Here is an 11732-nt window from a genome sequence, read left to right as displayed (position 1 = left end):
GCGGTGCCGGGTGATGGTGGTTCTCCGATCTCGGGCGCGAGGAGGCGCGGTGGATCTGCACTTGCTCAACGACACACCGACGGATGTCGAGAGGGCTGCGGTGGACGCGCTGCTGGGCCCGCCCGGAGGCAACGGGCGCGGACCGGGTCATGGGCGCGACCAGCTGCTACCCGCGCTGCACGCGGTGAACGACCGGGTGGGCTGGATCAGCCGTGGCGCGTTGAACCACATCTGCGAACGGTTGTCCGTCCCGCCGGCCGAGGCCTACGGCGTGGCCAGCTTCTACGCCTTGTTCGCCTTGCGGCCGCGGCCGCCGCGCGTGGTGCACGTCTGCGACGACCTGGCGTGCCGGGCTCGTGGTTCGGCGCAGCTGTGCGCGGCACTGGAATCGGTTGAAGCGGGCGGGGACGTGATGTGGCTGCGCAGCCCGTGCCTCGGGGTGTGCGAGCGGGCTCCCGCGGCGCTGGCGTTGCAGGCCGGTGATCCGGCGCGGGCGCAGCTGCTCGCACCGGCATCCGTTGAGACCACTGTGGACATGGTGGTTTCCGGCCCGGTCGACGGGGATCAGGAGCCGTCGGCGCGCGATTCGGTGCCGCAGGCCGGTGATCCCTCGCTGCGGCTGCTGCGGCGGATCGGCGAGGTGGATCCGGAAAGCCTCGACGACTACCGCGCGCACGGCGGTTATCTCGCGCTGCGCCGGGCGCTGGAGATCGGCGCGGCCGAGGTCGTCCGGCAGGTCGGCGATGCGAAGCTGACCGGGCGGGGCGGTGCGGCGTTCCCGACCGGCCGCAAGTGGGAGGCCACCGCCGGGCAACCTGCCCAGCCGCACTACCTGGTGTGCAACGCCGACGAGAGCGAGCCGGGCACCTTCAAGGACCGCGTGGTCATGGAGGGCGATCCGTTCGCGGTGATCGAGGCGATGACCATCGCCGGGTTCGCCACCGGCTGCCGCCGCGGCTACCTCTACATCCGCGGCGAGTACCCGAGGGCGGTGCGCCGGCTGCGCAACGCCATCGACCAGGCGCGCGAGCGCGGCCTGCTGGGGCGCAGCATCCTCGGCCGGGAGGGCTTCGACTTCGACGTGGAGATCCGCCGCGGCGCGGGCGCCTACATCTGCGGTGAGGAGACCGCGATCTTCAACTCGATCGAGGGCTACCGCGGCGAACCGCGCAGCAAACCGCCGTTCCCGGTGGAGCAGGGCCTGTTCGGCAAGCCCACGGTGGTCAACAACGTCGAGACGCTGATCAACGTGCCGCTGATCCTCACCGGAGGAGGCGCGGAGTACGCCCGCACCGGCACCGCGGATTCCACCGGCACGCGGCTGTTCTGCCTGTCCGGCAACGTGCGGCGGCCCGGCGTGTACGAAGTCCCCTTCGGCACCACGTTGCGGCAGCTGCTCGACCTCGCCGGTGGTGTCGAGCAGAACCGGCAGCTGCGCGCGGTGCTGCTCGGCGGCGCCGCGGGCGGGTTCGTCGGCCCCGACCAGCTCGACCTGCCGCTGAGCCTGGAAGCGGTGCGGGAAGCCGGTGCCACGCTCGGGTCGGGCGTGGTGCTGGTCTTCGACGACACCGCCGACCTGCCCGCGCTGCTGCTGCGCATCGCCGCGTTCTTCCGCGACGAGTCCTGCGGTCAGTGCGTGCCGTGCCGGGTGGGCACGGTGCGCCAGGAGGAAGCGCTGCAGCGGCTCGTGCGCGACCGCGGCGATGGCGCCGACGATCTGGCGCTGTTGCGCGAAGTCGGCCGGGCGATGCGCGATTCCTCCATTTGCGGGCTGGGGCAGACCGCCTGGAACGCGGTGGAATCAGCAATAGACCGGCTCGGCACGTTCACCGCCCGTTCAGCGGGCGTTCCGCAGAACCGGGAGGGCACCACATGACCGCCGTTGATCTCGGACTCCCGCGCCGACTGGTCGAGTTCACCCTGGACGACCAGCTGGTCAGCGTGCCGGAGGGCGCGACCATCCTCGACGCGTGCACCGCGCTGGGCATCGAGGTCCCGACGCTGTGCTGGGGTGACACGCTGCGCCCGCGCAACGCCTGCCGGATGTGCATGGTGGAGGTCGAGGGCTCGCGAACCCTGGTGCCCGCCTGTTCCCGGCGGATCACCGACGGGATGGTGGTGCGCACCGACTCCGAGCGCACCCGGCACAGCCGGAAGCTCGTGCTGGAACTGCTCGGCTCCTCCGCCGATCTGTCGAGCACGCCGCAGGTCGCGGGCTGGATGGCCGAGTACGGCGCCGATCCCTCGCGGTTCGGCCCGCCGGGCCCGGCCGAGGACCGCGACGAGCGTCCTCCGGGCGAGCACGAGGCACCGGACGGCTCGGTCGCGGCGACCGTGCACCAGCCCGCCAAGGTCGACAACGACCTCTACGTGCGCGACTACGGCAAGTGCATCCTGTGCTACAAGTGCGTGGACGCCTGCGGTGAGCAGTGGCAGAACTCCTTCGCCATCGCGGTCGCGGGCCGCGGCTTCGACGCGCGGATCTCCACCGAGTTCGCCGCTGCGCTGCCGGAATCGGCCTGCGTCTACTGCGGCAACTGCATCGAGGTCTGCCCGACCGGCGCGTTGAGCTTCAAGACGGAGTTCGACATGCGCGCCGAGGGCACCTGGGACGAGTCCAGGCAGCAGCAGACCACCACGGTGTGCACCTACTGCGGCGTGGGCTGCAACGTCACGCTGCACACCCAGGACAACGAGATCGTGCGGGTGACCTCGCCGCACGACAGCTCGGTCGGGCACGGGAACCTGTGCATCAAGGGCCGCTTCGGCTGGCAGCACGTGCAGAACAGGGAACCGCGGCCGTGACGGGCCGGGCGGGCAACCACCTCAGCGGCGTCGACCGCGTCCTGCGCACGCTGGCCGGACCGGCCAGCCGCGACGCCGACGACCTGGGCCGGTTCCCCCGCCCGATGATCAACGCCCTCGGCCGGGCGGGAATCCTCGGCCTGACGCTGCCGATCAGATGCGGCGGTGGTGGGCACGGCCTGGCCGAAGCCGCACAGGTCGTCACGCAGGTCGCCCGCGTCTGCGGCTCGACCGCGGCCGTGCTGCAGTCGCACTACGCCGCGGTGGCGGTGCTCGCCGAACACGCGGAACCCGACCTGCTGCGCGAGATCGCGGCGGGCCGGCACTTGAGCACGTTGGCGCTGGCCGAGGAAGGACGGCCGTTCGCGCCAGTGGCGCGGCCGCGGGAGCACGGCGGGGTGGTGGACCTGCACGCCCGCAAGAACTGGGTGACGGCGGCGGGCGAAGCCGACAGCTACGTGTGGTCCAGCCGCGCGGTGGGACCGTCGGGCGCCAGCACGTTGTGGCTGGTGCCGGCTTCCGCGCCGGGCATCTGCATTCCGGCGCGCCCGGACGGCGTCGGCCTGCGGGGGAGCGCGACGGCCGCGATCACCGCGGATCCCGTGCAGGTGCCCGCTTCGGCGGTGCTCGGCGCGGACGGCGGCGGGGTGGAGGCGGTGCTGAGCACGGTCCTGCCGTGGCTGTGCGCGTTGAACGCGGCGCTGGCGCTGGGCCTGGCGGAATCGGTCGTGCAACGCTCGCTGGAGTGCGTCAACGGCCCGCAGCCGTCGTGGGCGCGCTGGCAGGAACCACCGCCGCGGCAGCCGGAGGTGCGGGCCGACCTGGCGCGGATGCAGACCCAGGTCGACGTCGTCCGGCTGCTGCTCGCCGACGCGGTGCGGGCCACCTGGCAGGAACCGGCCGAGGCGCAGCGGCGATTGCTGCAACTGCGGGCGACGGCGGGGGAGGGTGCGGTGCGGGTCGCCGAGCTCGGCATGAAGGTCTGCGGCCAGTTCGCCTTCCGCAAGGACTTCGGCGTCGAACGCCGCTTCCGCGACGCGCACGCCGCGACCTACGGCCAGTTCCCCGCCGACACGGCGCTGGACCACCTGGGCCGGCTGCTCTGCGACCTGCCACTGCTGGGTTGAGCGGTCACGGTTCGCGCACCAGCCGGTCGAGTTCGGCCAGGTCGCGCACGATCGGCAGCTGCGTCTGCGGGTCGTCGCCGACCGCCAGCGGCCGCATCATCGCGGCGTCCTCGTGGGAGAGGATGTGGCAGTGCCACACCGCGGTACCGGCGACGGCGAACCGGCCTGCCCAGGCGGTGATCTGATCCGGCGGGGAGACGAACGTGTCCTTCGGCCCTGATTCGTGCGCCGCCGGTGGTTCGAACGGCCCGATGGTGCCGGGCACCGGTTTGCCGTCGGCGTCCCACCGCCCGACGCGCCAGCGCCCGATCAGCCGGAGCTCGACGCTGTGCAGGTGGATGGGGTGGGAGTTGGGCGAGCGGTTGCGCATCGCCCAGATCTCGGTGGAGTTCAGCTGCGGGGTCTCGCTCACCGGGTCGTGGTAGTCCAGAAGTCGGTCCCGGTCGCCGAGCATCGGGTGACCGGCCATCTCCTCGGCGGTCTGCACGGTCCGCAGCCGGGCACCGGCGAGCAGCGGTCGCTCCGCGGCGTCGGTGAGCACGGGCGGGATCGTGGAGCGGTCCGGTGAGCTGGTGGTGGTGCCGACGTCGAACCGCATCAGCTGCGGGATGCCACCACCGCCGGGATCGACCTCGTCCATCGCTGCCAGCAGCGATGGCGCGCCGTTGGTCAGCACCCAGTTCTGCGCCTCGTGACCGGTGAAGTCGACGACGACCACGTAGCGCTCGGCCGGGGCGATGAGCAGCTCGTCGACCGGGACCGGGCGCGGCAGGTAGCCGGAGTCGCTGCCCACCACCGTCATCGACGGGCGGTCCGCCGATCCTCCGCCCGCCTGCCGGAGGCCGATGCGGTAGGAGCGGGTGTCCGAGGCGTTGAGCAGGGTGAAGGTGTAGCGCCGGGGTTCGACGGACAGCTTCGGTGCCACGGTGCCGTTGACCACCGGCAGGTCGCCGACGAAGACCGGATCGGCGTGGCTGTAGCACAGCGTGCCGTCGGCGTTGAACTTCTTGTCCTGGAGGAGGAACCGCTGGGCGAACTCGCCCTTCGGCAGCGGGAGCGCGGCTTCGATCTCGTCGGTGTGCGGGATGAACCCGGCCAGGCCCTCGTACACGTGGTAGGAGGTGTGGTGGTGGACGTGGTCGTGGTACCAGAGCGGCGCTGCGGCCTGGTCGTTCGGGTAGTGGTTGGTCTGCGAACCACCGGGCGGGACCTCCGGCTGGAGCGGAACGGGCAGGCCGTCGCTCTCCGGCGCTTGCAGACCGCCGTGCCGGTGCGCGGTGATGGTGTTGTCGTCGTCGGGCTGGTCGAACGGGAAGATCGGGGTACCGGCCTCGGGGAGGCCGTTGACCACCGTCACGTCGATCGGCTTCCCGCGTTCGGTCACGATCGTGGGGCCGAGGTACTGCACCGGCGCGCCGGGCGCCTGGTAGCCCAGCGTCGGCACGGCGGGCCATTCGCTGTGGAACGAGTGCCTGCCGACGCGCGCGGTCAGGGTGTAGTGGCCCGGAGCGTCCGGTGCCGCGACCGGGGGTTGGCGGGCTTCGTCGGTGAAGAACGCGGGCACCGGGGAAGGCCCGCACCGCGCCGGTTCCGCCGCACCGGGCGGGGCGAGCAGCCCGGCGCTGATCGCGAGCGCCGCGCCCAGGCCGAGCATCCGGGTTCGCCCGGGGAACTGCTGGTGTTCCGCACTCCTGCCGCACATGTCCGGTCCCGGGGTCGTGGTGTCCGTCGCCGGGAGTTTCGGCAGGTTCCGGCCCGGGGCTGAAGGCGTGGTGCGCGCTGCCAGCCGGTGGGGTGACGGGGAAGCACGTCAGCTCGCGGTGGCCGCCCATTCGCGCTGGAGCATCGCGTAGACCAGTTCTTCGCGCCAGGAGCCCCTGATGCGCATGCTGTCGACGAAGTGCGCTTCGCGGCGCATCCCCAGGCGCTCCATCAGCTTGGCCGAGGCGAGGTTGTGCGCCGAGCAGCGGCCGATGATGCGGTGCAGGTCCAGCCCTTCGAAGCCGAGCCGCAGCAGTGCGCTGGTGGCCTCGGTGGCCAGGCCCTTGCCCTGGAAGTCGGGGTTGAACACGTAGCCCACCTCGCCCTGACGGTCCTCCCGGCTGCGCCAGACGAGTTCCACCTGGCCCGCGATCTGGTCGGTCTCCGGCAGCACGACGGCCAGGCTCAGGCAGTCGCCGTCGTCGACCAGGGCCGTCTCCCGGGCCATCTGCTCGACCGCCGCTTCGGTCTGCGCCCGGTCGCGGGCCTCCCACAGCAGGTGCCGGGCGACCTCGGGCTGCCGCTGGTAGGCCCAGACGTCGTCGACGTCGTCGGAGGTGAACGGGCGCAGCAGCAGCCGGTCGGTGGCGATCGGCGCGGTAACCGTGAACACGGTGCGACCCTATCCGCTGGAGCGCCCGGCCCCAGCGGATTCGGCTCAGCTCTCGGAGTTCTGCGCGAGGTAGGACTCGCGGGTGTGCTCGGTGTGCTCGCGCATCAGCTGCGCGGCGCGCTCGGCGTCCTTCTTGCCGATCGCCTCGATCAGGGCGGCGTGCTCGTCCCACGACTTCTTGCCGCGCGACTTGGCCACCGGGGTGTGGTACCAGCGGACCCGGCGGTTGATCCGCGCCGCCAGCTCGCCGAGCACCTTGTTGCCGGACATCTCGGTGATCCGGGCGTGCAGCTCGGCGTTGGCCGCGACCACCGCCTCCACGTCGTCGGCCTTGAGCGCCTGAACTCCGCGCTTGTAGATCTGCTTGAGCTCGGCGATGCCCTCCTTGGTGGAGTTCAGCGCCGCCAGCCGGGCGGATTCGGCCTCCAGCAGGGTGCGCACGCCCAGCAGCTGATCGGCCTCCTCCGGGGTCGGGCTGTGCACGAACGCGCCGAAGCCGGGCCGCAGGTCCACCCACTCGTCCTTCTTGAGCCACTGCAGCGCTTCGCGCACCGGTTGCCGCGACACCCCGAGCAGTTCGGCGAGCTCCTTCTCCACCAGGTGCTGGCCGGGTTTGAGCTCACCGGTGACGATCAGCTCCAGGATGGCCTCGTAGACGGTGTCGCGCAGCGGCACCGGACGCGCGACCTGGCGCGCGGCCAGGCCCTGCGGTTTCGAGGTCAACGACATGCGCAGCTCCGGGGTCGGTCGGGGTGCGGGTGTTTTGCCCGATGGTTTTAGCATACAGTATGTCATCCCCGGATCAGCAACGATCCACAGAGGACAGTCGCTGCGCCGAACGGATGGATCGCCTTGGGAGCGCTGGACATCTCCGGTCCGGCAGGTCTAGAACGGCAGTGCGGGGCCGATGTCGGCCATCGGGGTGCCGATCGCTCCCGAACCGGAGGCGCTTGTGGGCGTGCCTGCGATTTCGTGGTCGGCGGCGGGGATCCTGCTCGCGCTCGTCGCCTGGGATCTGATCGCTGCTGGACGGGCCGGGCCGCTGCGCCGCTGCGCCCTGCTGCTCGTCGCACAGCTCTTGGTGGCCGCGCTGGTCGGCGCGATGCTGCTCGGCGCTGACGGGACCGACGCCGCCGGGCAGTTCTTCGCCGGGTGGGCGACCTCGCTGGCCGCGACGGTGGATCTGCTCGCCGTGCTGCTGTCGGTGGCGGCCGGGATGGAGACCGTCGCGGTGGTCGTGGTCGCCGGTGTGCTGGCCCGAGGTGCGCTGGCGTTCACCGATGCGCCCCTGATCGGCGTCGTCTCGGTCGTGTTCGGCGCTGCTGTCCTGTGGGCCGCCTGGCGGGCCTTCCGCGGCGAAGGCGATCCACCCCGGCCGCTCGCGCCGCACCTGGCCACGGCCGTCTCGGTGCTCGCCGCGCTCGTCCTCGCGCTGCTGTCGGCCGCTGCCACCCGCGAGATGACCGGTTCGGACCCTCTGGTGCTGCTGGCGGGCGTGCTCGCGCTGGTCGGGTTCCGGCACGTGTTCGGGCTGCTGCGCGGCTTGCTGGCACGGGTGCCGGACGCCCAGGTGGGGTTGGCGGTGGTGCTGGTGTTCATCGGGGTGAAATCGGTGCTGGCCGGGATGAGCGGAGCCGGGCCCGAGCACGACGCGCGGGTCGTGCTGCTGACGCTCGGCATGGTCGGGGCCGTGGCCGCGCTGGGAGCCATCACAGCGGCGCGCCGGTCGAACACGGGCTAAGCCGAGGGCGAACGGGCGCGGGAGCGGGAATCCGGCGGTTCCGCGCGGCGTTGCGCAGGCACACAGCTCCGGTTGGAGGTCGTGATGGCCGGCACCCCGCAAGATCCGTTCGACGCGCTGGACGGCTACTCCCGCACGGTGGCCCAGGTCGCCCGCACGATCACGCCCAGCGTGGCGAGCCTGCACTCGGCAGGTGAGCGGGGCGAGGGCACCGGTTCGGCGGTGGTGTTCACCGGGGACGGCTTCCTGCTCACCAACGCGCACGTCCTCGGCCGGGCCGATGGCGGCACCGCGCGCTTCGCCGACGGCTCCGACGCGCCGTTCTCCGTGGTCGGCGCCGATCCGCTGTCGGATCTGGCGGTGGTCCGCGCGGTGGGCGGAACACCGCCACCGGTGCGGCTGGGCGACAGCGACCGGCTGGTGGTCGGCCAGCTCGTGGTCGCGGTCGGCAACCCGCTCGGCCTGGCCGGTTCGGTCACCGCGGGCGTGGTCAGCGGGCTCGGGCGATCGCTGCCCGCGCGCAGCGGCCAGGCCGCCCGCATCATCGAGGACGTCATCCAGACCGACGCCGCGCTCAACCCCGGCAACTCCGGTGGGGCGCTGGCCGATTCGCGCGGCCTCGTGGTGGGGATCAACACCGCGGTCGCCGGAGTGGGGCTCGGGCTGGCGATCCCGATCAACGCCACCACCCGCCGCATCATCGATTCGCTGGTCCGCCACGGCCGCGTCCGGCGCGCCTACCTGGGCCTGGTGACCACCCCGGCACCGCTTCCCCACGAACTGGTCGAACGCACCGGGCAGCGGACCGGGCTGCGCGTGGTGGACGTGGTCCGGCACAGCCCCGCCGCGCGCGCCGGGCTGCACCGCGGTGACCTCGTGCTCACCGCGGGCGGCAACCCGGTGCGCGACGCCCAGGGATTGCAGCGGCTGATGTTCGCCGAGGCCATCGGCCGCCCGCTGCCGATCACCGTGACCCGCAACGGAGCGCTCGTGGACGTGATCGCCGAACCGGTGGAACTGCTGGACAGCCCGCGCTGACCGGCGCAGCGGACGCGGACCGGCCTAGAGTCGGGCGGTGCCGTCCGGATCCGTCCCGGTCACGCCCGCGCTCGGCGTGGCCATCGCGCTGCTGCTGATCGCCGCCGCTGCCGTCGCCGGCCTCGGCGGGCTGGCCCGCTACCGCGACGTGCTGCTGGCGGGGGTGCGCGGCGCGGTGCAGCTGGCCGCGGTGTCGCTGCTGATCGCCTACCTGGTGCGCTCGACCGCGCTGGCGGCGCTGTTCATCGTGCTGATGTTCGCCATCGCCGCGCACACCGCCGGGCGGCGGATCACCGATGACCGCAGCTGGCCCTGGGCGGGACCGGCGATCGCCGCGGGCGTCGCCCCGGCGGTGGGGCTGCTGGTGGTCACCGGAGCGGTGCCGCTCACCGGGATGGTGCTGATCCCGCTGGTCGGGCAGCTCATCGGTGGCGCGATGGTGGCCACCGCGCTGGCCGGGCGGCGGTTGCTGGACGAGCTGCAGCACCGGCGCGGTGAGGTGGAGGCAGCCCTGGCGCTGGGCATGACCGAGCGGCTCGCCCGGCTGGAGATCGCCCGGCCGGCGGCGGGCACCGCGCTGGTCCCCGCGCTCGACCAGACCCGCACGGTGGGAACGGTGACGCTGCCCGGGGCGTTCGTCGGGATGCTCCTCGGCGGCGCCACACCGGTCCAGGCCGGGGTCGTGCAGCTCTACGTGCTGGTGGCGCTGCTGGCGGTGGAGGCGGTGGCGATCCTGGTGGTGCTGGAGATCGTCGCGCGCGGTCGGCTGACCAGATCCGGTCAGCGCCTATCCTTCCGGGCATGACGGTTCTGCGGAGGTTGCCGGCCATCGTGGTCGACCTGGCGCTGGCGGTGCTCATCGCAGCCGCGGTGCTGCTCTCCGCGCTGCTGAACTTCGCGGTCGACCAGAGCGGCTTCCGGCTGTTCGACGTGCTGATGATCCTCGGCACCTGCGCCGTGCTGGTGCTCCGGCGGCGCTTTCCCGTTCCCGTCGCGCTGGCGACGCTCGCGGGTTGCGTCGTCTACTACCCGCTCAGCACTGCCGATGGCCCGCTGCTGCTGGCGTTCGCGGTCGCGTTGTGCACGGTCGCCGCTGAAGGGCGCACGGCCGTGGCGGTGCTCCTGGCGGTGGCGGCGATGCTGTTCGTCGGCTACGGCGAGGTGAGCAGCGGGCAGCGGCACCTCGACGACACCTCGCTGTACCTGTTCGCCGGGTGGCTGGTCGCGGCGGTCGCGATCGGCGGCCTGGTCCACAACCGGCGTGCTTACCTGAACGAGGCGGAGCAGCGGATGCGCGCGGTGGAGCGGGAGAAGGAGGAGGAAGCGCGTTCGCGGGCCAGCGAGGAGCGGCTGCGCATCGCGCGGGAGCTGCACGACGCGCTCGGCCACCACCTCTCGCTGATCAACGTGCAGGCCGGTGCCGCGCTGCACCGCAGCGACACCGATCCCGCCCCGGCCCTGACGTCGATCAAGCAGGCCAGCAAGGACGCGCTGCGCGAGCTGCGCGCTACGCTCGGCGTGCTGCGCCAGGTCGACGAGGCCGGCCCGCCGCCGGGACTGGCCCGGGTGGACGACCTGGTCGCGCAGGCCGGCGCCACCGGGCTGGCGGTGCGCGTCGAGGTCGACGGCGAAGTCCGGCCGCTGCCACCGGAGGTGGACCTCGCCGGGTACCGGATCGTGCAGGAGGCGCTGACCAACGTGACCAGACACGCCGACGCGCGCACGGCTTTCGTGCGCATCGGGTACACCGGCCAGGATGTCCGGGTGCAGATCGACGACGACGGGAGCGCGGTGCCGGACGTGGAGCGGGGCAACGGGATTCGCGGCATGGAGGAGCGCGCCCGGGCGCTGGGCGGGGAGTTCACCGCCGGTTCCGGGCCGGACGGCGGCTTCCGGGTGCGGGCCGTCCTGCCGTGGCGGTCCGCGCTGTGATCCGGGTGCTGCTGGCCGACGACCAGACGCTGGTGCGCGCGGGTTTCCGGTCCATCCTGGAGGGCGAGGCCGACGTCGAGGTGACCGGCGAGGCCGCCGACGGCGCCGAGGCGGTGCGCCGCGCCGCCGAGCTGCGCCCCGACGTGGTGCTGATGGACATCCGGATGCCGCAGCTCGACGGGCTGGAGGCGACCCGGCGGATCTGCGCCGACCCGGCCCTGGCGGCGGTGAAGGTGCTCATCCTGACCACCTTCGACGTGGACGACCACGTCTACGGGGCGCTGCGGGCCGGGGCGAGCGGATTCCTCGTCAAGGACACCGAACCGACCGAGCTGATCCACGCGGTGCGCGTGGTGGCCCGCGGCGATGCGCTGCTGGCACCGGCCATCACCCGGCGGCTGATCGCGGAGTTCGCCGCGCGCAGCGACCGGCCCGCGCCCAGCCCGCGGCTGAGCTCGCTGACCGACCGCGAGCGGGAGGTGCTGGTGCTGGTGGCGCGCGGGCTGCCCAACGACGCGATCGCCGAGCGCCTGGTGCTCAGCCCGGCCACGGCCAAGACCCACGTCAGCCGGATCATGAGCAAGCTCGGCGTGCGCGACCGGGCACAACTGGTCGTGCTGGCCTACGAATCGGCGTTGATCACGCCGGGCTGGCTGACGTGATGCGGGCACAACTCCAGGTGTAGGGGAGCGCCCCTAGGGGACGACCGGCGCGG

General features: G+C 72.7%; 11 protein-coding genes. 8 read left to right on the top strand and 3 right to left on the bottom strand.

Going from position 1 to position 11732, the window contains the following annotated elements:
• Positions 1–49: 49 nt before the first annotated feature.
• From OU416_RS16030 to OU416_RS16020, 3 genes are read left to right on the top strand one after another with little or no spacing between them, the layout of a single operon-like run.
• Positions 50–1876 (top strand): NADH-ubiquinone oxidoreductase-F iron-sulfur binding region domain-containing protein, encoded by a 1827-nt coding sequence (locus tag OU416_RS16030; protein WP_270927759.1) that lies wholly within the window; start codon positions 50–52, stop codon positions 1874–1876.
• Positions 1873–2805: a 2Fe-2S iron-sulfur cluster-binding protein gene (locus OU416_RS16025; RefSeq protein ID WP_270927758.1), complete on the top strand. Its 933-nt coding sequence runs from the start codon at positions 1873–1875 to the stop codon at positions 2803–2805. Before OU416_RS16030 ends, OU416_RS16025 begins: the two co-directional genes overlap by 4 nt.
• The gene (locus tag OU416_RS16020; protein ID WP_270927757.1) at positions 2802–3932 is read left to right on the top strand and encodes an acyl-CoA dehydrogenase family protein; all 1131 of its coding nucleotides are present in this window, start codon (positions 2802–2804) and stop codon (positions 3930–3932) included. Before OU416_RS16025 ends, OU416_RS16020 begins: the two co-directional genes overlap by 4 nt.
• Before the next feature lie 4 nt (positions 3933–3936).
• Here OU416_RS16020 and OU416_RS16015 read toward each other — a convergent pair whose 3' ends face one another.
• The 3 genes from OU416_RS16015 to OU416_RS16005 all read right to left on the bottom strand — a co-directional run bounded on the left by OU416_RS16015 (position 3937) and on the right by OU416_RS16005 (position 7035).
• Positions 3937–5634, bottom strand: coding sequence for a multicopper oxidase family protein (locus tag OU416_RS16015; RefSeq protein WP_270927756.1), 1698 nt, complete (start codon positions 5632–5634; stop codon positions 3937–3939).
• A 108-nt stretch (positions 5635–5742) separates the two neighbouring features.
• Complete coding sequence (locus tag OU416_RS16010; protein WP_270927755.1) at positions 5743–6306, bottom strand: GNAT family N-acetyltransferase; 564 nt, start codon at positions 6304–6306, stop codon at positions 5743–5745.
• 45 nt (positions 6307–6351) lie between these two features.
• A complete protein-coding gene (locus tag OU416_RS16005; RefSeq protein ID WP_270927754.1) occupies positions 6352–7035 on the bottom strand; it encodes a GntR family transcriptional regulator in 684 nt (227 codons plus the stop codon).
• Between the two features lie 229 nt (positions 7036–7264).
• Here OU416_RS16005 and OU416_RS16000 point away from each other — a divergent pair, with 229 nt between their 5' ends.
• The 5 genes from OU416_RS16000 (at position 7265) to OU416_RS15980 (ending at position 11679) form a co-directional block, all read left to right on the top strand.
• Positions 7265–8047 carry a hypothetical protein gene (locus OU416_RS16000; RefSeq protein ID WP_270927753.1) on the top strand — a complete coding sequence of 261 codons (783 nt, stop codon included), beginning with the start codon at positions 7265–7267 and terminating at the stop codon, positions 8045–8047.
• Positions 8048–8131: 84 nt separating this feature from the next.
• Entirely contained in the window at positions 8132–9085 is a 954-nt protein-coding gene (locus OU416_RS15995; RefSeq protein ID WP_270927752.1) for a S1C family serine protease, read from the top strand.
• A 37-nt stretch (positions 9086–9122) separates the two neighbouring features.
• Positions 9123–9890: an ABC transporter permease gene (locus OU416_RS15990; RefSeq protein ID WP_270927751.1), complete on the top strand. Its 768-nt coding sequence runs from the start codon at positions 9123–9125 to the stop codon at positions 9888–9890.
• On the top strand, positions 9887–11017 hold the full coding sequence (locus tag OU416_RS15985) for a sensor histidine kinase (protein WP_270927750.1): 1131 nt from the start codon (positions 9887–9889) through the stop codon (positions 11015–11017). The genes OU416_RS15990 and OU416_RS15985 overlap by 4 nt, the downstream gene beginning before the upstream one ends.
• Complete coding sequence (locus tag OU416_RS15980) at positions 11014–11679, top strand: response regulator (protein ID WP_270927950.1); 666 nt, start codon at positions 11014–11016, stop codon at positions 11677–11679. Before OU416_RS15985 ends, OU416_RS15980 begins: the two co-directional genes overlap by 4 nt.
• Positions 11680–11732: the final 53 nt, after the last annotated feature.

This window comes from Saccharopolyspora indica (genome assembly GCF_027853965.1).
Taxonomy (GTDB): Bacteria; Actinomycetota; Actinomycetes; order Mycobacteriales; family Pseudonocardiaceae; genus Saccharopolyspora; species Saccharopolyspora indica.
This window is presented reverse-complemented; position numbering and strand designations above follow the sequence as displayed.